Here is a 23725-nt window from a genome sequence, read left to right on the forward strand (position 1 = left end):
ATGATTAAACTTTTTTTAAAACTATCACTCGCCTTTAGTATTCTGATTATGAATACTGTTTTTGCACAGGTTGCAGAAATCTCCAGTCCTGATGGAAAATTGAAACTGAATGTCTTTTCGGAAAATGGAAAAGCGCTCTATAATGTTACTTTTCAAGGGAAAGCTATGCTTGATAAATCTCCATTGGGCTTAGTCACCAATGAATCTGATTTCTCTAAAAATTTAAAATTCATTGACAGCAAAAAAGATAAGGTTTTCAAAAATTACACCAACGAAAAAATCAAAAAATCACAGGTTAGTTATACGGCTAATACTCTGACAGTCAATTTTACCAATGCCGATAACTTCAATATCGGAATTGAATTTCAGGTGAGCAATAATAATGTCGCATTCAGATATGAGATTCAGCCGATGAAAGACCGTTTGAGCGCGGTTGTACAATCGGAAATTACAGGTTACAGATTTCCGTCTCAAACCACAACTTTCCTTTCTCCGATGATGAAGCCGATGACAGGTTTTGCCAGAACCGCTCCAAGCTACGAAAGCGGTTACAAAGCTGATGCAGAATTAGGAACAAAAGCCGATTATGGTTACGTTTTCCCTGGACTATTTCATATTGGAAACGACGGCTGGATTTTATTGTCTGAAACAGGAGTGAACAGTTTGTACTGCGCTTCTCATTTGGATACGACTTCAGAAAAAAATCTTTATCAGGTTGCTTACCCTAATATGGCTGAAAACAACGGTTTCGGAAGTACGGGAGCAGCTATTTCACTTCCCGGAAAAACACCTTGGAGAACCATCACCATTGGCGATTCTTTGAAACCGATTGTTGAAACGACGATTCCTTTTGATGTCGTAAAAGCGATGTATGAACCCTCACAGAAATACAGTTTTGGTAAATCTACCTGGAGCTGGATTCTATGGCAGGACAACAGTATGAATTATGAAGACCAGAGTCTCTTTATTGATTTAGCATCAAAACTCGGTTATGAATATATTTTGATTGATGCACTTTGGGACAAAAATATCGGAAAAGAACGAATGAAAGACCTCATTCAGTATGCTAAATCCAAAAATGTTGAGGTATTGCTCTGGTACAATTCCAACGGTGCTGCGAATGATGCACCGATGGGACCGAGAAACAAAATGAGCTCATCCATCGAACGAAAAAAAGAAATGAAATGGCTGAAAGATATTGGTGTAAAAGGTCTGAAAGTCGACTTTTTCGGAGGCGACAAGCAGGAAACGATGCGCCTTTATGAAGATATTCTTTCCGATGCTAATGATTTTGGATTAAAAATTATTTTCCACGGCGCTACTTTGCCAAGAGGCTGGGAAGTAATGTACCCGAACTACGCCGGAAGCGAAGCGGTTTTAGCTTCGGAAATGCTTTATTTTTCAGAAGACGTCCGCAAGCAGGAAGCGTTTTTCGCAACATTACATCCGTTCATCAGAAATACGGTCGGAAGTATGGAGTTTGGCGGGACTTTCCTGAATAAATATTTAACAAAATCCAATAAGGATAAAAATAAAAGATACACAACAGATGGTTTCCAGTTGGCAACGGCTGTTCTGTTTCAAAATCCGGTTCAGATGTTTGGTGTAATGCCGAATAACCTGAGCGACGCACCGAAATTCCAGCTCGATTTTATGAAAGAAGTTCCGACGCTTTGGGACGAAACAGTGTTCATCGACGGATACCCCGGAAAATATTCCGTGATTGCCAGAAGACATCAGAATCAATGGTATGTGTCGGGAATCAATGCGGAAAAAACGGTTAAAAAACTGAAAATTAATCTTCCAATGCTTGCCGGTAAAACGGTGAAATTCATTAATGATGATGCTAAGGGAAATTCATCAGAAAAAGAAGTTAAAGTCAATGCAAAAGGCGAGTTTAATGTGGAAATTCAGCCGAATGGAGGTTTTGTTTTGAGAAATTAAAATAATTATTTGGGCAGCTTAATCCGCCCTCCGTTCCCGCTTTTTTGCTCGTCGTTCCTTCTCACAAAAAGAGCTCCACTCAGGTCGGGCTGCGAGAGATTCACCGCAATAGAATCCGAAGGATTCAATATCAATAGCCGTAGGTGCAACCTAAGGAAAACGAAAAGTAAATAAAATCCGAACCCTTAAAAGAGTTCATTACATAAAACAAAAAATATGAATAAAATAAAAATTTTTTTTCTCGTCATCATATTCGGACTTTGTTTGCAGCTCAAAGCGGCGCAACCATTCATCAGCACGGAAAAAAATTCAGAAACTATTGTTTTAAAAGAAAAATCGGTTAATCTTTCAATTTTCGTTAATTCCGGAATTGATAATGGAATTTTGAGAGCCGTTAAAAATTTGCAATCCGATTTTCAAAAGGTTACAGGAAGCCAGCCAAGTATTCTGAATAAGATTTCCGGACAGCAATCTCCGCTGATTATCATTGGAACAGTCGGAACAAAATCTGTTATTGATGATTTAATTAAACAGAAAAAAATTGATGGAAAATCTTTAATAGGAAAAAATGAAAAATACATCATTCAAAATATCAACAATCCGTTTCCCGGCGTTTCCGAAGCAATTGTGATTGCAGGAAGCGACAAACGCGGAACAATTTATGGAATTTACGAAATGTCGCAGCAAATCGGGGTTTCACCTTGGTATTACTGGGCGGATGTTCCGGTTGAGAAAAAAGAAAATCTATATTTTAAAAAAGGAATTTACACAGACGGAGAACCGGCGGTAGAATATCGCGGCATTTTCCTGAATGATGAAGAACCTTCGCTGGGAGGATGGGCGAGAGCTACTTTTGGAGGAATTAATTCTAAATTTTACGAAAAAGTTTTTGAACTGATTTTACGAATGAAAGGCAATTACATCTGGCCTGCAATGTGGGGAAAAGCGTTTTATGATGATGACGTTTTGAACGGACCTTTAGCCAACGAAATGGGTATCATTATGGGAACTTCGCACCACGAACCGATGGCTCAGGCTCAAACCGATTGGCACCGATACATCAAAAAAAATAATCTTCCGAATGTCTGGGATTATTCGAAAAATAAGAAAGTTTTGCAGGAATTCTGGAAATTGGGGCTTGAAAGAAGCAAAAATTGGGAAAAATTAGTCACAGTAGGAATGCGTGGCGACGGCGATGAAGCGATGGGAGAGGGAACCAATATTTCCTTACTTGAAAAAATCGTGAAAGACCAGCGAAAAATTATTGCTGACGTAACAGGAAAAAAAGCGAAAAAAACGCCTCAGGTCTGGGCTTTATATAAAGAAGTTCAGGATTATTATGACAAGGGAATGCGGGTTCCGGACGATGTGATTTTATTGTTCTGTGATGATAACTGGGGCAATGTGAGAAAACTTCCGGACCTTTCAAAACCTTTACATAAAGGCGGTTACGGGATGTATTACCACTTCGATTATGTGGGCGGACCGAGAAACTCAAAATGGATTAATATCAGTCCGATTCAGAGAGTTTGGGAACAGATGAATCTTTCTTACGAACATAAAGTGGATAAAGTTTGGGTTGTCAATGTAGGAGATTTGAAGCCGATGGAATTCCCAATCAGCTTTTTCCTGGAAATGGCCTGGAATCCGAAACAATTCAATTCCAAAAATCTCTTAGAATATACCGAAAAATGGTCAGCGCAGCAATTTGGAGAAAAGCACGCCAAAGAAATTGCTGGAATGATTAATCTTTATTCAAAATACAACCGCCGTGTAACGCCAGAAACATTGGACTGGAAAACTTACAGTCTTCAAAATTATAATGAATTTGAAACGGTTTTAAATGATTATCGAGCATTGGCATTAGAAGCATTACGTTTGAAAGAAAAAATTCCGGCTGAATATCAGGATGCCTATTTTCAGCTGGTTTTATATCCTATTGATGCGTGCAGCAATTTGTATGAAATGTATTACGCGGTGGCAAAAAACAAAGAATTGGCAGCTAAAAAAGATGTTGAAGCTAATGTCTATGCGGATAAAGTCAAAGAATGTTTTGATAGAAATGCCTATCTCGATAATCAATATAATAACGTCATTGCCGGCGGAAAATGGCAGCATATGATGGACCAGATGAAGATAGGTTACAAAGCCTGGTTTGACGGGAAAGAAAATATAATGCCTGAAGTTACCCGTGTTTCTGAGTCTGAAGTTCCGAAAGAAAAAGTGTTTCAGGAGAAAAACGGTTATGTTTCCATTGAAGCTGAAAATTTTGCAAGAAATAATAATTCAGACCGAATCCATTGGGAAGTGATTCCGGATTTCGGAAAAACTAAATCTGGTGTAACAACTTTTCCTCAAAATGCTTACCCCAAGCCTGATGAAAATATTTATCTGGAATATGATATGAATTTTGAATCCAAAGGTGAATTTGAAGTGCAGTTGTTATTAGCCCCAACGTTGAATTTTAATCATAATAAAGGATTGCGTTATGAGATTTCCTTTGATGGCGGAACTCCGCAGGTTGTCAATTTCAATGGTCATTACAAAGGTGAATTGGGAAGATGGCAGTCTGAGCATATCATTAAGTCTATAACGAAACATCAGATTTCCCAACCTGGAAAACATACGTTACGATTCCGTGTTCTGGAACCGGGAATTGTCTTAGAAAAAATATTGATCAATACAGGAGGTTTACAGCCTAATTATCTGGGTGCACCCGAAAGTGAAATTCTTCACTAAAAATCAGCAGAATATTAATAATAATCTACGTTTTGCCTATGAAACATTAATCTATTTCACCTCTAAATTCTAAGTATCGTTTTTCAACAAAATAATGTACAGGAAAGAGCTAAGGATCTTGTAGTATAACTTTATTTACGATAGCTGCCTGAAACTTTTCAGGGTATTTTCTTGATGGTTTTTAATCATAAACTGTCTTGAAGAGGATTGTATTATCCAAACTTTACTGAAAATTATCAAAATTAAAACTAGAACATTATGAGAAAAATTTTAAACATGATGCTTGCTCTGGCGGTAGGCATCACCTGTAATCAATTTGCAGATGCGCAGACAGCGTTGCCTGCAAAAGTAACAATCGACAAAAATATTGTATATCAAAAAGTGACCGGCTATGGCGGTTTCGTATGCAGTCCGCAGTTTGCATACAATCACATGACTCCGACAGAGATTCAAAAACTTTGGGGAACCGGCGCAACCGACGCAGGATACAATATTTTGAGGTTATATATTCCTGAAAATCAAGCGGACTGGCCTCAGGTTTTAGCAACTGCTCAACAGGCAAAAGCAATGGGACTGATCGTTTTCGCAAGTCCCTGGACAATGCCTGCAGCATGGAAAACAAATAATCATTCAAATGCCGTTTTTACGGATGCCAACGGTGTGCAACAGATCGGCTATCTAAAACCGGAACATTATCAGGATTACGCTTTGCATTTGAACAGTTTTGTAACCTATCTTGCAAATAATGGCGTGGCGCTGGATTATATTTCAATTCAAAACGAGCCGGATGAAATGGCGCAATACGCAGGCTGCATCTGGACACCAACTCAGATCGCAAATTTTGTAAGGGATTACGGCCAGCTCATCAATTGCAACGTCATCGCTCCCGAAAGTGTTGGGTTTACAGATAATTTTGCCAATGCCTTTTTAAATACGGCAACCATGGCCAATTTTGAAGTCTATGGTGGACACCAATATGGAAGTATGCAATCGGCATACAAGCAGTTTCAGGCGAATAATAAACAGATTTGGCAGACAGAATATCTGATCAACTGGAACTCTAATACGAGTGTTCCCGCACGGGATTTCAGCTGGTCGATTGATGGTTTTTCTTTTGCGAGAGCGGTCAACAATGCGATGCTCGGAAATGTGAACGCATGGGTACATTATGCATCTAAAAGATATTATGGAATGATGGGCGACGGTACAAACGGAACCGTTGCAGGTGAAATGACCAAACGCGGTTACATTTTATCTCAATATGCTAAAACAACCACCAACAAAAACAGAATTGATACCAAATGGGAAGTGGCGACAGGCAGTCTGGAAGGTTCTTCCTATATTTCTCTGGATGGAAATCAGCTGACATTAATGGTAATAAATTCCTCCTCAAACACTTATAATCTTAAGGTGGATCTTCCTTTTTATACCAATTCTGCGAACAGTATTACTACTTCTCAAACACAGAATATGACGTCGGCGCCGCTGACCTTTACTACCGATACATTCAGACCGCAGGTGTCTGTGGCACCGTCTAGTGTAATGACTTTTGTGTTTACAAAAAGTGGCGACCGACCTATTTCTAACATGACCGGAACTGAAATTCATTACAATAAAATTGAAACTTTAGCAACGACAAACCCGGCATTTGGTACAGCATACCAGATTTCGGGGCAGACCGTGACGTTTTATAATTCAACACCGCTTTTCAGCCAGAATATGACGGCAGCCAACGGATATATTGCTTTGAATGATCGATATAATAAATTGGTTTTAAATGTTTTAAGTTATACAACAACGCTTGGTCAATCATCGTCAAACACGACATTGTACTATGTTGATAATGATAATGTGGTAAGAAATTACAATTATGGAAGCGTGAATTTACCAGCACCAGGATCCGGAAGCTTTAATCTGGTCTTTGATCTTTCTAGAGCAACGCTTCCGTTCGGATGTAAAGGGATTTTAGGTTTAAGAAGCGGAAATTACAGTTCTATTTTAACCTTAAACCTGGGTGATGTGTATTTTAATGTCGGAAACGAAAGAGCGGCAAAATTTACCGGAGCATATACCGAGACAGACAGCAGTCTTTTAGATGCGATGGAAAACAACCAGTATACTTCATTAGATTTCCGTACGGTTACCGGCATCACGCCAACTTCAAGCTGGATCGCGGGTTCTGAGAATAAGAACAGTATTTTTTATGTCAACAACAGTGTGGCAAGCACCAATACCAATGTTATTTCAGGAACAAACTGCACAACACTGACACTTTCAGATCAGGGAAAAGATTTCCAGGTTCCGTTTGATTTTACAGCGACTTCGGCAACTTATACCAGAAATTTCAACGGCTATGGAGTTGTTTTGTTGCCATTTCAGGCAGCAGTCCCGGCGAATGTAACGGCTTACACGATGATTCCCGGCTCAGGCAGCGTGGCATGTACACCGATAACAGGAATGATTCCGGCCAATACTCCGGTGTTAATCGCAGCGACAGGAACGGTCACTTTCATAGGAACCGGATCTGTATCGACACCAAAAGCCATTACGGTAAACCAAGTGAATGGCGTTTATCAACAAATTAAAGTTTATGCAGGGGCTTATGTTTTAAAAACAGAAAACAATGTGACCGGATTTTACAAAGTAGTTGCAGGAAGCGAACCTATGATTGATCCTTTCCAGGGATATATTACAGAAGGAAATCCGTATACTGCAGCATTTTTACCGTTGAGTTTTGCTACTTTGGCCACCTCAGAATCTGCACTTACTGCTGATGAGGTACAGGTATATCCAAATCCTGTTAAGACCGAGTTTTTCATTGATGTTAAAAAAGGTAACGCTTTCTACACAGTTTACGATGCGAAAGGAAGTATGATTATTTCGAAAAGAGAGCTTTCTTCAGGAAAAAACAGAATTGAAGCATCAAATCTGCCTTCAGGTCTGTATTTCGTAGAAGTAACGGTTGCAGGAAATACATCTGTGCATAAATTAATCAAAAAATAAAGATTTGATTTTTCATCAACAGATTAAGCCATCAGATTTTCTGGTGGCTTTTTAGGTAATAAAAAATTAAATAAATTAAGTGTTAATTATACATTTATTAATTATATTATGATATATTTGCTTTTACCGAATTGAAATATCATTTTATAGTGATCCGACAATAAAATTGATCTAAAAAATTTTATCCCATGAAAAAACTCTTTATCTCTCTATCAATATTAATTTGTGCAATCTCTTCCGCACAGAATTTCAAATATCCGTTCCAGAACCCTAAACTTCCTGTTGAACAAAGAATCGAAAATCTTCTTGGATTATTAACGGTTGATGAAAAAATCGGAATGATGATGGACAATTCCAAAGCAGTTCCGAGACTGGATATTCCCGGTTACGGTTGGTGGAACGAGGCGCTTCATGGTGTCGCAAGGGCAGGAACAGCCACGGTTTTTCCGCAGGCAATCGGAATGGCAGCAACTTGGGACGTTCCTGAACATCTCAAAACTTTTGAAATGATTTCTGATGAAGCCCGTGCAAAATACAATAGATCTTTCGATGAATCTCAAAAAACCGGACGTTATGAAGGACTTACCTTCTGGACACCAAATATCAATATTTTCCGCGACCCAAGATGGGGAAGAGGTCAGGAAACCTATGGTGAAGACCCGTATCTGACTTCTGTTTTAGGTGTTGCTGCGGTAAAAGGTTTGCAGGGAAACGATCCGAAATATTTTAAAACCCACGCTTGCGCCAAACATTTCGCCGTTCACAGCGGTCCGGAGTGGAACCGACATTCTTACAATGCAGAAGTTTCGAAAAGAGATTTATACGAAACCTATCTTCCCGCTTTCAAGGCATTGGTTTTAGAGGGAAATGTGAGAGAAGTGATGTGCGCTTACAATGCATTCGACGGACAGCCTTGCTGTGCTAACAATACTTTATTGACAGAAATTCTTCGCGGAAAATGGAACTATGACGGAATGGTCGTTTCCGATTGCTGGGCTTTGGCAGATTTCTACCAGAAACAGTACCACGGAACACATCCTGATGAAAAAAGTACCGCCGCAGATGCTCTGAAACATTCGACAGATTTAGAGTGTGGCGACACGTATAATAATTTAAACAAATCTCTCGCAAGCGGATTAATCACCGAAAAAGACCTCGATATTTCGATGCGAAGAATTCTGAAAGGTTGGTTTGAATTGGGAATGCTGGATCCGAAATCTTCCGTTCACTGGAACTCAATTCCATATTCTGTTGTGGATTCTGAAGAGCATAAAAAACAGGCGTTAAAAATGGCACAGAAATCTATTGTTCTGATGAAAAATGAGAATAATGTTTTGCCTTTAAATAAAAACATCAAAAAAATCGCTGTTGTCGGTCCAAATGCGGATGACGGACTGATGCAGCTGGGAAATTATAACGGAACACCTTCTTCCATCGTAACGATTTTGGACGGAATCAAAACCAAATTCCCAAACGCAGAAATCATTTATGAAAAAGGAACTGAAGTTGCCGATCCGTCTTCCAGAACTTCGCTTTACCAAAACTTTTTAAGCCAGAAAAACGGCGAAAAAGGAATGAAAGTTACCTTTTTCAACAATAATGAATTTAAAGGAACTCCCGCTAATGTTTCTGTCAATAAAAGCGGAATCAATTATAACAGTTTTGGCGGAACTCAGCTTGCTCCGAATGTGGGAAGAGAAAATACCTCGGCGATTATTTCCGGCGTTTTCAAAAGCCCTTACACGGGCGATGTGATTCTTTCACCTTCAACTTCCGATGTTTATACACTTTTTGTTGACGGAAAAGAAATTGCCACCAGAAAAGGCCCCGATGCGAGACATCCTTCAGAATTTCCTGTGAAAATGGAAAAAGGAAAAGAATATCTGATAGAATTACGTCACACCCAAAAAGGAAAATATGTAAGCATCACATTTGACGTGTACAGAAAAGATCCTGTTAATTTTGCTGCAGTAAAGGAAAAAGTGAAAGATGCGAACGTTATTGTCTTCGCAGGCGGACTTTCTCCAAGTCTGGAAGGCGAAGAAATGATGGTGAATGCAGAAGGTTTCAAAGGCGGCGATAAAACGTCTATCGACCTTCCAAAAGTTCAACGCGAATTACTGGCTGAACTAAGAAAAACAGGAAAACCTGTGGTTTTTGTCCTTTGTACCGGAAGTTCACTCAGTTTGGCGCAGGATGAAAAAAATTATGATGCGTTGATTAGCGCTTGGTACGGTGGACAATCCGGCGGAACTGCCGTTGCAGATGTTTTGGCGGGAGATTACAATCCGTCCGGAAGATTGCCGGTTACATTCTACAAAAATCTGGAACAGCTTGACAATAATTTGTCTAAAACCAGCAAACATCAGGGCTTTGAAAACTACGATATGGTCGGAAGAACCTACCGTTATATGACGGAAAAACCGTTGTATGCTTTCGGACACGGGATGAGTTATTCAAAATTTGTTTACGGAAATGCTAAGCTGAATAAAAATACCATCAATGCTAATGAAAACTTGACGATTACAGTTCCTGTTACCAATAATTCGGAAAGAGACGGTGAAGAAGTGATTGAAGTTTATGTGAAAAGAAATAATGATCCTTCGGCGCCAGTAAAGACTTTGAGAGCTTTTGAAAGGGTTTTAATTAAATCTAAGGGAACAAAAAATATTCAATTAATGATTTCTAAAGATTCATTTACATTTTATGATGAAAAAGTAGATGATTTGGCTCCGAAAGCAGGAGATTACACGATTTTTTACGGGGGAACTTCCGATGAATCCGGATTGAAAAGCCTTCAATTGAAAGTAAACTAATCTTTACTGTTAAAACTAATTTTAAATTAACCGCAAATCGAAGATTCGGTAGAGCTAAAAGAGGCAAAAAATTAAACTTCAAAAGTCTGCAAAATAAAAAATAAAGTACTAAAATCTTTTGTGCCTTTTGTGGTTAGAAAAACTGTCCAAAAATCAATCAATGAAAACAAAAACCCAAATATTCACAGCCGCTATTTCGCTAAGTGTTGCATTTTTTTCAGCCCAAAATAAAACAATTAAAACCCATTTCCTCGATTTGGATGGAACTTCTACCAACATCAAAATCCAGCCAACGATGTACGGGATTTTCTTCGAGGACATCAACTTTGCGGCAGACGGCGGATTATATGCTGAACTCATTAAAAACCGCAGCTTCGAGTTCGACGAACCTTTGACAGGCTGGAAACAACCCAATACAAAAACATTGTCTCCCAATTTAGATTCCGGTTTTTTAACAATTATAACTGACAAATCTAAAACCAATAAAAACTACGCAAGAATCACGGTTTGGAATGATAAAAACTATTCGTTGGAAAATGAAGGTTTCAGAGGAATTGGTTTGCATCAAGGGGAGAAATATGACTTAAGTTTCAATTTAGAAAACATTTCAGGCAATATTTCTGCCATCAATACAAGTCTGATTGATGAAAACGGAACAGTGATATCCTCTGTTTCTACAATTATAAAAGGTGGAGGCTGGCAAAAATACAATGCTGTTTTTGCACCTTCCAAAACTGTTGAAAAAGCAAAGCTTCAAATCACTTTCATCGGAAAAGGTGTTGTGAATATGGATATGATTTCACTGTTTCCGCAAGACACTTGGAAAGGCAGAAAAGGAGGTTTAAGAAAGGATTTGGTTCAGAAATTATACGATTTACAGCCGGGATTTTTACGTTTTCCGGGCGGTTGTATTGTCGAAGGAAGAACTTTGGCAGAGCGATATCAATGGAAAAAAACAATTGGTAAAGTGGAAGACCGGGAAAATTTGATTAATAAATGGAACAACGGATTTGCCCACCGTCTCACTCCCGATTATTGGCAGTCTTTCGGACTTGGCTTTTTTGAATATTTCCAGCTGGCGGAAGATTTAGGCGCAGAACCGCTTCCGATTTTAAGCTGCGGAATGGCTTGCCAATTTAACACAGCTGAACTTGTAAAAATGGAAGATTTAGACCCTTATGTTCAGGATGCTTTGGATTTGATTGAATTTGCAAACGGCAATTCCAACACGAAATGGGGAAAAATCCGTACTGAAATGGGACATCCGAAACCATTCAATATGAAATATATCGGCGTTGGAAATGAACAGTGGGGCGCAGATTACATTGAACGTTACAAAGTTTTTGAAAAAGCGATCCATACCAAATATCCCGATATCAAAATCATTTCCGGAAGCGGACCGTCTCCCGATGGCGAATTTTTCGATTACGGCTGGAAAGAGCTTAAAAAACTGAATGCACAAATCGTCGATGAACATTACTACAATTCTCCGGAATGGTTCTTAAAAAATGCCGACAGATACGATAAATACGACCGAAGAGGACCAAAAGTTTTTGCCGGAGAATATGCCGCGCAATCGGTTGGCGTTGTAAAACCAGATAACAAAAACAATTGGCTGACCGCGCTTTCGGAAGCCGCTTTTATGACCGGACTGGAACGCAACGCAGATGTTGTGACAATGACTTCCTATGCACCGCTTTTCGCCCACGCAGACGGTTGGCAATGGACGCCGGATTTGATTTGGTTCAATAATTTAAAATCTTACGCTACTCCAAATTATTACGTTCAGAAATTATTCTCCAACAACAAAGGAACAGATTTAATTAAAATCTCCGAAAACGGAAATCCATTGAAAGGTGAGAATAATCTCTATGCATCGGCAGTTCGTGACCTTAAAAAGGAAGAAACCATTATTAAAATTGTTAATTCCAGTTCTCAGGAAACTTCAGTTGAAATCAATCCGAAAAACATCAAAACTGACAATCAATTAACCAAAATTGTACTGACTTCTGCGGGACTTTCCGATGAAAATAATTTCCAATCAGAAACCATTATACCGAAAGAAGAAGTGCAGACGATTAAAAAGGGAAAAATTTCTGTTGAAATTCCGGCAAATTCTTTAGTTATTTTAAAAATTAAATAGCTTAAAACCATTATTAACAAAGGAAAAATTAAAATTAAGTGTAAATATTACATTTATTTAAAATAGAATGTTATATTTGTTTTATCTCTAAAACAGAAAAGTTGAGATTTCTTTAAGATTAATTAAAACTTATTGTTAAATCTTTGATGAATGTAATCCATTGCATTTATTATTTTGAAAAGAGCTAAAAAAATAATCAAATAAATCACTTTTGTTAATGAAAAAGTACGTTATCGGCTTAGACTACGGAACAGATTCTGTTCGGGCCGTTTTGATTGATACGGAAAATGGGGCAGAACTGGCAACTTCTGTAAGCTATTACCCAAGATGGAAAGAAGGAAAATTCTGCAAGCCGGAAGAAAATAAATTTCGTCAGCATCCGCTCGACCATATTGAAGGCTTGGAAAAAACCATTTCAACCGTTGTCAAAGAAAGTGGAGTTGCGCCCGAAAATATCGCCAGTATTTGTATAGATACGACGGGTTCATCACCGCTTCCCGTGAACAAAGAAGGAATTGCCTTATCACTTTTACCTGAATTTTCAGAAAATCCGAATGCAATGATGGTGTTGTGGAAAGACCATACTTCCATCAACGAAGCCGAAGAAATCAATCATCTGGCAAGAAACTGGGTCGGCGAAGATTATACAAAATTTGAAGGTGGAATCTATTCTTCCGAATGGTTTTGGGCAAAAATTCTTCACATCAACAGAGAAGATGAAGCCGTTAAAAATGCCGCATACAGCTGGATGGAGCATTGCGATTACCTTACCTTTTTACTTTCCGACAACGCGGATTTAGCGTTTTTTAAAAGAAGCCGTTGTGCAGCCGGTCACAAAGCGATGTGGCACGAGTCGTGGAACGGATTGCCTTCCAAAGAATTTCTCGGTCAGTTGGATTCTTCACTGGCAGAACTTCGTGATAGGCTGTACGATAAAACCTACACGTCCGATGAAGTTGCCGGAAATCTGAACGAAGAATGGGCAACAAAATTGGGCTTAACGACCAATACGGTAATTGCTGTCGGAACTTTCGATGCTCATTCCGGAGCGGTCGGCGCAAAAGTAGAGGAGAATACACTAATCAGAATTATGGGAACGTCAACCTGCGATATTATGGTTGCTCCCAACGAAATCATCGGCGACAAAACAGTTAAAGGAATCTGCGGACAGGTCGATGGTTCCGTGATTCCGGGATTGATGGGATTGGAAGCGGGGCAATCTGCATTTGGTGATGTTTTGGCGTGGTACAAAGATATTCTGACTTGGCCTACACACCATATTTTGATGAATTCCAATCTCATTGATGAAAATCAAAAGCAGTTGCTGAAAGAAGAAATAGAGAACAATATTATTCGCAATCTCACTTTGGAAGCGGAAAAAATTCCACTTTCGGAAGTTGTTCCCGTTGCCTTGGATTGGATTAACGGACGAAGAACGCCAGATGCCAATCAGGAACTGAAAATGGCGATTAGCAACCTTTCCTTGGGAACAAAAGCACCGCATATTTTCAAAGCTTTGGTGAATGCCATTTGTTTTGGAGCCAAAAAAATTGTCGACCGTTTCGAAGAAGAAGGCGTAAAAATCGAAAAAGTGATAGGAATTGGTGGCGTTGCCAGAAAATCACCGTTCATAATGCAGACGTTGGCCAACGTTCTTAATATGCCGATTGTTGTTGCAGCTTCAGACCAGGCTCCGGCCTTGGGCGCAGCTGTTTATGCAGCCGTTGCCGCAGGAATTTACCCGACTGTTCAGGAAGCCAGCCAAAAAATGGGCTCCGATTTCGAAGCAGAATATTTCCCACAAGCTGAAAAAGTAGAAAAATATGCAGAATTTATGAAACAATATCAGATTCTCGCAGATTTTACAGAAAATAATATCAAGTCTAAGAAAAAGTTGACGGCTGAAAGTTTATAGTTGATAGAAGTTAGAGCAGAAAAGCTCCGTTAGGAGCGCTCTGTTAGTAGCCAGAACGGTGATGAAAAAAACAAAGCTCCGTAGGAGCGCCCTGTTAATAGCAAATATGTAAATATTATCATCACAAAGAGAGCCTAGTAGAGGCGACCTGTTAAATAATTACAATCATTTAAAAACTATCAATCATCAACCAACAACTAAAATTATTATGGCAGCTATATCCGTCTTCCGCTCCCGCTTTTTTGTTCCGCTATGCTACACAAAAAGAGCTCCGCTCAAGCCGGGCTGCGATTGATTCGTTGGAGAGAACCCGAAGGGTTCAAGATGAATAGCCTTAGGTGAAACCTAGGGATGAAAAAACAGATTTTCAAAAATATGCAAATAAAATGAGCATCTATAAAGAATTAAGAAGAGAATGTTACGAAGCCAATATGCAGCTCGATGCATTGAAGCTGGTCGTTTACACATTCGGAAACGTAAGTGCCGTTGATCGCGACAAAGGAATATTTGCCATCAAGCCGAGCGGTGTTCCTTACGAATTACTGAAACCTGAAGACATCGTGATTTTAGATTACGATGCCAATGTCGTTGAAGGAAGTTTAAGAGCGTCTTCCGATACCAAAACCCACGCCTATCTCTACAAAAACTGGGACAAAATCGGTGGGATTTCACATACACACGCCATCTATTCCGTAGCTTGGGCACAGGCGCAACTGGATATCCCGATTTTTGGAACGACCCACGCGGACCATCTAACAACAGATATTCCCTGCGCACCGCCGATGCACGATGATTTAATCGAAGGCAATTATGAATACAACACCGGAATCCAGATTCTGGATTGCTTCAAAGAAAAGAACTTGTCTTACGAAGAAGTGGAAATGGTACTCATCGGAAATCACGGACCATTCACCTGGGGAAAAAATGCTGAAAAAGCCGTTTACAACAGCAAAGTGCTCGAAACCATCGCAGAAATGGCTTATCTCACAAGACAAATTAACCCAAACGCACCCCGTTTGAAAGATTCATTAATCAAAAAACATTATGAACGGAAACACGGCAAAAACGCCTATTACGGACAGTAGTTTGGCTTCTGGCAAATGGCATTTAGCTTTTTGCAATTGTCATTGTTCAATAGAAGACTACGAACCCGAAGGGTTCAACATCAGTAGCCGTAGGTGAAACCAATGGCGAAAAATGCACAAACCATACAGAATCCGAAGGATTCAATATGAATAGCCGTAGGTAAAACCTATGGAAAAAATAAAAATCAATTATCAATCATAAATCATCATTTATAAAATATGTTAACACCTCTCAATACAAAAGAAATCTGGTTCATCACCGGAAGTCAGCATTTATACGGCCCTGAAACATTAGCGCAGGTTGCGGAACATTCAGCGAAAATCGTAGAAGCGCTCAATGCTTCATCAAAAATTCCTGTGAAAGTGGTTTTGAAGCCAACCGTAAAAACAACAGAAGAAATCTTTGAAACACTTACAGCTGCCAACTTTGCAAAAGATTGTATCGGAATTGTAACCTGGATGCACACGTTTTCACCCGCAAAAATGTGGATTCGTGGACTGACCGCTTTGCAAAAACCAATGTTGCATCTTCATACGCAATTCAACCAGGATATTCCGTGGTCTACTATGGATATGGACTTTATGAACCTGAATCAGGCTGCACACGGCGATAGGGAATTCGGATTTATGGTGAGCCGTCTGCGCAAAAACAGAAAAGTAGTCGTAGGACATTGGGCTGAAGAAAGAGTTCAGAAACAAATTGGAGAATGGAGTAGAGTTGCCGCAGGTTGGGATGATTGGCAAGGCGCAAAATTCGCTCGTTTTGGCGACAATATGAGATTTGTAGCAGTTACGGATGGCGATAAAGTGGAAGCGGAAACGAAATTCGGATTTTCAGTTAATACTTGGGGAATTGGAGATTTGGTAAGCGTTGTCAATTCGATTGGCGATGGTGAAATCAAAACCTTAATTGAAGAATATGAAGCTTCATATAAAATGGCAGAATCCCTTCTTTCCGGAGGTTCAAACAGAAAATCTCTGGAAGTTGCCGCAAGAATCGAATTAGGTTTGGAAAAATTCCTGAAAGATGGAAATTTCAAAGGTTTTTCCGATACTTTTGAAGACCTTCACGGTTTGGAACAATTGCCCGGAATTGCTGTTCAGAGATTGATGGAAAAAGGTTACGGATTTGCTGGAGAAGGCGATTGGAAAACTGCCGCTTTGGTTCGTGCGATGAAAACGATGGGACAAGGTCTTGAAGGCGGAAATGCCTTTATGGAAGATTATACTTATCATTTAAATCCTTCAAATCCCTCGATTTTAGGTTCGCATATGTTGGAAGTTGATCCTGTTTTGGCGATTGACAAACCATCTTGTGAAATTCATCCATTGGGAATTGGCGGAAAAGCTGACCCGGTTCGTCTGGTTTTCAATTCAAGAGGAAATATCGATTCTTTAAATGCAGCCTTAATGGATTTCGGAAATCATTTCAGACTGTTAATCAACAAAACAAGAGCGTTGGAAATCACCGAAGAATTACCAAGACTTCCTGTTGCGAGAGTTCTTTGGAAACCGCTTCCTGACCTGTACACGGCGGCGGAAGCCTGGATTTTGGCAGGTGGAGCGCATCATACTTGTTACAGTGAGAACATCAGCGTGGAGCAATTGGAAGATTTTGCGGAGATTGCAGGCATCGAATCGCTTGTTATTGATGAAGATACAAAAATCCGTGATTTTAAGAATACACTTCGCTGGAATGAAATATATTATCGTTAAACTTGCAAAACTTCTAAAAAATGAGAAAAACAAGTATCAACCTGATAATTCTTTTTGCCGTTTTATGTATTTTCGGGTGCAATAAAAAAGAAAATCAATCAAAAACTCAACCGGAAACAATGGAAAACATACAGGTTTCAGATTACGGAGTCGCTTCAAAAGGCGATTCCATCAAAAAATACACTTTAACCAACAAAAACGGGATGAAGCTTGAAGTCATTAACTTCGGTGGAATTATCACTTCACTTACCGCTCCCGATAAAAACGGAAAATACGAAGATGTCGTTTTAGGATTTACCAAACCTGAAGATTATTTCAACGGAAATCCTTACTATTTCGGAGCATTGATTGGCCGTTACGGAAACAGAATTGCCAATGCCAAATTCACTTTGGAAGGTAAATCGTATAGTATCGACAAAAATGACGGTCCAAACAGTCTTCACGGCGGAAAAGAAGGATTCCACACCAAATTCTGGAATATTGAACCAGTGAAAGATGCAAAATTCCCGACTTTGAAACTGACTTACACAAGCGCAGACGGTGAAGAAGGCTATCCTGGAAAATTAACGACAACGGTTTTGTATACTTTGACAGATGATAATGCTTTGGAAATTTCTTACGAAGCGGAAACCGATAAACCGACTGTGGTGAATTTAACTCAGCATTCGTATTTCAATCTTTCAGGGAATTTTTCAAAAACAATTCTTGACCACGAATTGCAGATCAATGCGGATAAATTTACACCAGTTAATGAAACTCTAATTCCTACAGGTGAGCAAAAAGCGGTGAAAGGAAGCATATTCGATTTCACAGCTTCAAAAGCAATTGGAAAAGATATCAATGCAGATGACGACCAACTGAAAAAAGGAAAAGGTTACGACCACAACTGGATTCTGAACGGAAGCGGATTGAGAAGCATTGCCAAAGTTTATCATCCTGAATCAGGAAGAGTAATGGAAGTTTTGACCGATGAACCGGGTGTTCAGTTCTATTCAGGAAACTTTTTGGATGGAAAATTCGATACCAAAACGGGCGGAAAAAATGAACTGCGAACAGGCTTTTGTTTAGAAACACAACATTTTCCGGATTCTCCAAACCAGGCTTCGTTCCCTTCTACAGAACTAAAGCCGGGACAGAAATACCAGTCGAAAACAATTTACAAATTCTCAGTTAAACAATAAAATATGGGAAATTTAGCAACTATTGATATCATCATATTTCTAATTTATTTTGTGGTGGTCGCCGGTTACGGAATCTGGATTTATAACAAAAAAAAATCTGCAGCAACAGGCAGTAAAGATTATTTCCTGGCAGAAGGTTCACTAACCTGGTGGGCGATTGGAGCGAGTTTAATTGCTTCCAATATTTCAGCGGAACAGTTCATCGGGATGTCCGGCGAAGGATTTTTCGTTGGGGTAGCGGTGGCAGCTTACGAATGGATTGCGGCGCTTGCGCTCATCATTATTGCCATTTGGTTCATTCCGATTTATCTTAAAAACAAAATTTACACGATGCCGCAATTCCTGGAAACCCGTTACAACAAATCGGTTTCCCTAATTATGGCGGTGTTCTGGCTGTTTTTATATGTGATTGTCAACCTGACTTCAATTCTTTATTTAGGAGCTTTAGCAATTGATACGTTGTTGGGCGGCGGTCATCTTCATATCATTATGATTGGATTGCTTCTAATGGCATTATTAATAGGTCTTGGCGGAATGAAAGTAATCGGTTACACCGATGTAATTCAGGTGGCAGTTTTAATTATCGGAGGTTTTGCGACAGTTTATATGGCGCTTCAGATTGTTGACCAAAGAATCAACGGAGCGGCTGTAGGAAATGCTTTCGCAGGTTTTCAGACCTTGATGAACGAAGCTCCGCAACATTTCAAACTGATGCTTGAAAAACCGGTTAAAACAACGACAACTTTAGCAATGCCTGAAAATCTTGATGTTCAGAAATATGTTGTCCTTCCGGGATTGGCAATGTATTTTGCAGGACAGTGGATTGTTAATTTAAATTATTGGGGTTGTAACCAGTACATCACACAAAGAGCTCTAGGAGCTGATTTAAAAACGGCGAGAACCGGAATTTTATTCGCAGGGTTCCTTAAATTATTTATGCCGATTATAGTAATGCTTCCGGGAATTGCAGCTTACGTTTTGTATACGAAAGGACATTTGCCTGGTTTTAATGGAGTAAAAGACGGAGCATATTCCGCAATCTTAGGATTTTTGCCGGTTGGTCTGAAAGGTCTTGCTGTAGCGGCTTTGACGGCGGCAATTGTAGCTTCATTGGCAGGAAAAGTGAACAGTATTTCAACGATCTTCACATTAGACATTTATAAAAAATATTTGAAGGCTGATGCAACGGAAATCCAAATGGTAAGAACCGGAAGATGGGCAATTATTATAGCAATGTTTGTAGCTTTGGCATTTACTTGGACCGATGCTTTGGGAATCGGTGGTGAAGGTGGATTTACCTTTATTCAGAAATATACAGGATTTATCAGTCCGGGGGTTTTTGCGATGTTCCTTTTGGGAATGTTCTGGAAAAGAACAACAGGAGCTGCAGCTTTGGTAGGCGTAATTTTAGGATTCGTTCTGGCGATTTTCTTCAACAGTTTTGCTGTGGAAATTTTCGGAAAAGAAACCTGGTTGTACACGGCTTTCACTTATGAAAAACTGGAAAATGGCGTAGTTCACACCATTACCGAAATTCCGTTCCTGATTAATATGGGCTGGTCATTCTTCTTCACGATTGTCGTGATGATTCTTATCAGTCTTGCAGGACCGAAAGTGAACCCGAAAGCATTTGCCATCGATGCATCAATGTTCAAAGTAGACAACAGAACATTGGTTTTAATTGTTGTAACATTACTTTTACTGACTGCACTTTACGTGAGATTCTGGTAAATTTTAAAGTATTATAGAAAGGATGTCCCTTTAGGCATCCTTTTTATTTTTTATAATTTTGATTGTATTTTGAAAACCTATTTTCTTTTCATCGATACCGAAACTACAGGAATCCCGAAACGATGGAACCTGCCTTATTCTGAGAAAGATAATTGGCCTTCCGCAGTTCAAATAGCCTGGATTATTTATGACGAAAATGCTCAGGAAATTAAACGTGAAAATTTTTATATTTTTAATGAGGATTTGAAAATCAGTTCGAAGTCATTGAAAATCCACGGGATTACCAAAGAATTTCTAAGTAAAAACGGACAGGAAAGAACATTGGTTTTAGAAAAGCTTTCAACGGATATAAAAGAATTTCAACCATTGATTACAGGACATTTTACAGAGTTTGATATTCACACACTGAGCGCCGATTTTTACAGGGCAAACCTGGAAAATCCTTTTTTGCAGAGTCATTTCTACTGCACAATGCTTAAAAGTAAAGAGTATGTTGTTAATCCGGAAGCTGATTATTTGAGACTGCCTCAGCTTTACGAGTTTCTTTTTAATGAAAAAATGGAACATCTCCACAATGCGATGATCGATGCAGAAATAACTGCAAAATGTTTTTTTGAAATCCGGAAACGGGGAGAGATTTCAGAAACCGACTTTCAGAATATTCATCAGAAAATCGAATCCGGTTTAAAGTTTTTAACCCATAAAATGAAATAACTATGATGCAGGAAAAAATTATTTCACTTTTAAAAATAACAGAACCTTTTCATCTTTTACCCGAAACCGTTCTTGCAGAAATCTCAGAAACGTTCACAAGAACCGAGTTTTCCAAAGATACCTTGGTCTATCGCCAGGAAGTGACGGAAATGAGAGGAGTAGACATTATTGAATCCGGAGAATACGAAACATTTTTTTTCGATGCAGCGGAAAACAAAAGATGTATTTCGATACACCATTCGCCTTATTGTTTTGGGGGAATATCTGTGGTTCTGAACAGAGTACGTGCATTGAAATCGGCGATTGCCAAAAAGGGAACTGTTGTTTATACATTACCGAAAAAGGAATTTTACGAGTTGTGTAACGCGTATGAAGACTTTTTCCATTATTTTACATCAGATTTCGGCAAAAAAATGCTAGATGAAGAATTTTCTCATTTTGTGAAAACGCCTGCAACGTTTGAAGAAAGTTATTTTGCGGCTGACCAGCTTTACTCAAGAAAAATAAAAGGAATTACCTATAAAAGTATTGTTTCCTGCGAAGAAAATACTCCTGTTTTTGAGGCGGCTCAAATGATGGCCACTCATAAAGTAAGCTGCATCTTTGTGAAAAAATCAGCAAGTGACGAAATTATCGGCTATGCGACAGATATTACCTTGCGAGATAATGTTATCGCCCGCTGCCTGGATTCCAGAATTGCAATTTCTGAGGTGATGGATAATCCCATTGTAAGTATTTCCAGCGACGCTTATCTTTATGAAGCGGTTCTGATGATGTTTAAAACTAAATCAAGATATCTTCTTGTAAAAGATAATGGTGAGTATGTAGGTTTTCTGAGCAGAAACCGCCTGTTGAGCGAGCAAGGGCAGAGTCCGCTTGTTTTTATTCAATCGGTAAAACAGGCTGAAAGTGTAGAAGAACTTAAGAAAAAATGGAAGCAGGTTCCGGATATTATTACTCAATTGTTGGGAAGGGGAGTGCACGGTGAAATTGCCAGTCAGGTCATCACAACAATTGCTGATACAATAACAGGAAAAGTAATAGAAAAAGTTATCAGGCAGATAGGAAAACCTCCCGCAAAATTTGCGTTTATTGTGACCGGGAGCGAAGGCAGGAAAGAACAGACTCTAAGCACAGACCAGGACAACGGAATTATCTATGAAGATAAAGCCAACGAACACCGCGAAATGGTAAGGGAATATTTTCTGGATTTTGCCAAAAAAGTTTCGGATGATCTCAATACCATTGGGTTTGAATACTGCAAAGGAAATTTTATGGCAAGCAATCCCAAATGGACCCATTCTCTTTCTCACTGGAAAAGAAATTACAACCAATGGATCGAAGAATCGGTGCCGGAAACCGCAATGAAGCTTTCCACTTTTTTCGATTTCCGTTTTATTTATGGTGAAGAAAGTATTGTGAAAGATCTGAAGAACTATATCAAGGAAAAATTAGCTTCACCCAATCAGCTGTTTTTTGCTCATATTGCCAAAAATGCTTTACAGTACGAACCGCCTTTGACTTTTCTGAAAAGAATTAAAACCCAGACCATTGGAAAATCAGAAGTTTTTGATATTAAGACTGCGATGTCACCAATTGTAGATTTGCTCCGTGTGTATGCGTTGAAAAACCAGTTGGAAATAGAGAATACCGGCGAACGAATGAAAAAACTGACGGAAATAGGAGTTTTCACACAGCAGCAATACAATGAAATGCATCAGTCTTACTATTATCTGATGGCACTTCGGCTAAAAAATCAGGCGAACCAGATTAATATTGATAAAAAGCATCCTGATAACTATATTGAAATCAGTAAACTTACCAAAATAGAGCGTGTTACTTTAATCGAAATCTTTAAAACTATTGCCAATTTCCAGCTGGGAATCAAAGTGAAATTTACAGGAAGTTTTTAAGTTTAAATCCTGAACATAAACCCTTCAGCAATTTTTTTATTGTATTTTTCTTCATCAAAAGTGTAAAGAAAAGAACCTTTTTTAGATGAACTCATATCTTTTTCGGTAGTTTTTACCAAAACATCCAGCGCGTTGATTTTGCTTGTGAAGTTTCTTTTGTCATATTTTTCGTCAAAAATGGCCTCATAAAGATTCTGCAGATCCTTCATCGTGAATTTCTCCGTCAGTAATTCAAAACCGATTGGTCTTGTCGTTGCTCTTCTCCTTAATCTCAGAACAGCATCTTTTACCATATCATTATGATCGAATATCAAATCTGGACGGTCTTTCAAGTCAAACCATTTAGCACTATATTTTTCATTAATTTGAATATCTTTTTCGATGTTAATTAATGTATAATATGAAATCGACATAATTCTGGCAGTAGGCTCACGATCTATTTCTGTATAAGCATTAAGTTGCTCAAGATAAATATTTTCTAACCCTGTTAATGTATTCAGAACGCGACTGGCAGCCTGATAAGAGCTCTCTTTATCATCAATAAAACCTCCCATCAGAGACCATTCTCCCATCTTGGGCTCAAAATTTCTTTGTACCAAAAGAATCTTAAGATTCTCACCGTCAAATCCGAAAATAATGCAGTCAACTGCTACCAAATGCCGTGGGTTCTGAGAATAGTCCTGAGTCATCTATTATATTTTTTACAAAGTTAAAGTTTTTATTGGTTGATTACATGACGGATAGCATATAAATGTTTTTTTTACACTTTATTTTTCTTAATTATTAATTTAATTTTTAAAATTTTGTTTTTAAGCTAATATTTTG

The 23725-nt window shown here is 38.8% G+C and carries 13 protein-coding genes; 12 read left to right on the top strand and 1 reads right to left on the bottom strand.

What is annotated here, in order from left to right; translation table 11 throughout:
- From ABEG63_RS12645 to ABEG63_RS12700, 12 genes are all read left to right on the top strand, one after another.
- Entirely contained in the window at nt 1–1944 is a 1944-nt protein-coding gene (locus tag ABEG63_RS12645; protein WP_346585231.1) for a glycoside hydrolase family 97 catalytic domain-containing protein, read from the top strand.
- Nucleotides 1945–2160: 216 nt separating this feature from the next.
- On the top strand, nt 2161–4683 hold the full coding sequence (locus ABEG63_RS12650; protein ID WP_346585232.1) for a glycosyl hydrolase 115 family protein: 2523 nt from the start codon (nt 2161–2163) through the stop codon (nt 4681–4683).
- 258 nt (nt 4684–4941) lie between these two features.
- The gene (locus tag ABEG63_RS12655; RefSeq protein WP_346585234.1) at nt 4942–7686 is read left to right on the top strand and encodes a T9SS type A sorting domain-containing protein; all 2745 of its coding nucleotides are present in this window, start codon (nt 4942–4944) and stop codon (nt 7684–7686) included.
- Between the two features lie 188 nt (nt 7687–7874).
- Nucleotides 7875–10502 carry a glycoside hydrolase family 3 C-terminal domain-containing protein gene (locus ABEG63_RS12660; protein ID WP_346585236.1) on the top strand — a complete coding sequence of 876 codons (2628 nt, stop codon included), beginning with the start codon at nt 7875–7877 and terminating at the stop codon, nt 10500–10502.
- A 160-nt stretch (nt 10503–10662) separates the two neighbouring features.
- Nucleotides 10663–12645, top strand: coding sequence for an alpha-L-arabinofuranosidase C-terminal domain-containing protein (locus ABEG63_RS12665; RefSeq protein ID WP_346585238.1), 1983 nt, complete (start codon nt 10663–10665; stop codon nt 12643–12645).
- Between the two features lie 217 nt (nt 12646–12862).
- Nucleotides 12863–14560 (top strand): ribulokinase, encoded by a 1698-nt coding sequence (locus tag ABEG63_RS12670; protein ID WP_346585240.1) that lies wholly within the window; start codon nt 12863–12865, stop codon nt 14558–14560.
- Between the two features lie 386 nt (nt 14561–14946).
- Entirely contained in the window at nt 14947–15645 is a 699-nt protein-coding gene (locus tag ABEG63_RS12675; protein WP_346585242.1) for an L-ribulose-5-phosphate 4-epimerase, read from the top strand.
- A gap of 219 nt (nt 15646–15864) precedes the next feature.
- A complete protein-coding gene (gene araA / locus ABEG63_RS12680) occupies nt 15865–17361 on the top strand; it encodes an L-arabinose isomerase (RefSeq protein WP_346585244.1) in 1497 nt (498 codons plus the stop codon).
- A 20-nt stretch (nt 17362–17381) separates the two neighbouring features.
- Nucleotides 17382–18542, top strand: coding sequence for an aldose epimerase family protein (locus ABEG63_RS12685; protein WP_346585246.1), 1161 nt, complete (start codon nt 17382–17384; stop codon nt 18540–18542).
- A 3-nt stretch (nt 18543–18545) separates the two neighbouring features.
- Nucleotides 18546–20273, top strand: a complete 1728-nt coding sequence (locus ABEG63_RS12690) for a sodium/solute symporter (protein ID WP_346585248.1) — start codon at nt 18546–18548, stop codon at nt 20271–20273.
- Nucleotides 20274–20342: 69 nt separating this feature from the next.
- Nucleotides 20343–20987 (top strand): 3'-5' exonuclease, encoded by a 645-nt coding sequence (locus ABEG63_RS12695; protein WP_346585250.1) that lies wholly within the window; start codon nt 20343–20345, stop codon nt 20985–20987.
- 2 nt (nt 20988–20989) lie between these two features.
- Nucleotides 20990–22900 (top strand): DUF294 nucleotidyltransferase-like domain-containing protein, encoded by a 1911-nt coding sequence (locus ABEG63_RS12700; protein ID WP_346585252.1) that lies wholly within the window; start codon nt 20990–20992, stop codon nt 22898–22900.
- 2 nt (nt 22901–22902) lie between these two features.
- On the opposite strand, the gene ABEG63_RS12705 is transcribed toward ABEG63_RS12700, so the two are convergent.
- Nucleotides 22903–23589: an NUDIX domain-containing protein gene (locus ABEG63_RS12705; RefSeq protein WP_346585254.1), complete on the bottom strand. Its 687-nt coding sequence runs from the start codon at nt 23587–23589 to the stop codon at nt 22903–22905.
- Between the last annotated feature and the right edge of the window lie 136 nt (nt 23590–23725).

The organism is Chryseobacterium sp. C39-AII1, assembly GCF_039672645.1.
Classification (GTDB): Bacteria; Bacteroidota; Bacteroidia; order Flavobacteriales; family Weeksellaceae; genus Chryseobacterium.

Coding starts and splice junctions, on each gene's coding strand:
- ABEG63_RS12660 (WP_346585236.1), top strand. CDS start 7,875: ATGAAAAAACTCTTTATCTCTCTATCAATATTAATTTGTGCAATCTCT.
- ABEG63_RS12655 (WP_346585234.1), top strand. CDS start 4,942: ATGAGAAAAATTTTAAACATGATGCTTGCTCTGGCGGTAGGCATCACC.
- ABEG63_RS12645 (WP_346585231.1), top strand. CDS start 1: ATGATTAAACTTTTTTTAAAACTATCACTCGCCTTTAGTATTCTGATT.
- ABEG63_RS12675 (WP_346585242.1), top strand. CDS start 14,947: ATGAGCATCTATAAAGAATTAAGAAGAGAATGTTACGAAGCCAATATG.
- araA (WP_346585244.1), top strand. CDS start 15,865: ATGTTAACACCTCTCAATACAAAAGAAATCTGGTTCATCACCGGAAGT.
- ABEG63_RS12690 (WP_346585248.1), top strand. CDS start 18,546: ATGGGAAATTTAGCAACTATTGATATCATCATATTTCTAATTTATTTT.
- ABEG63_RS12700 (WP_346585252.1), top strand. CDS start 20,990: ATGATGCAGGAAAAAATTATTTCACTTTTAAAAATAACAGAACCTTTT.
- ABEG63_RS12650 (WP_346585232.1), top strand. CDS start 2,161: ATGAATAAAATAAAAATTTTTTTTCTCGTCATCATATTCGGACTTTGT.
- ABEG63_RS12665 (WP_346585238.1), top strand. CDS start 10,663: ATGAAAACAAAAACCCAAATATTCACAGCCGCTATTTCGCTAAGTGTT.
- ABEG63_RS12705 (WP_346585254.1), bottom strand. CDS start 23,589: ATGACTCAGGACTATTCTCAGAACCCACGGCATTTGGTAGCAGTTGAC.
- ABEG63_RS12670 (WP_346585240.1), top strand. CDS start 12,863: ATGAAAAAGTACGTTATCGGCTTAGACTACGGAACAGATTCTGTTCGG.
- ABEG63_RS12685 (WP_346585246.1), top strand. CDS start 17,382: ATGAGAAAAACAAGTATCAACCTGATAATTCTTTTTGCCGTTTTATGT.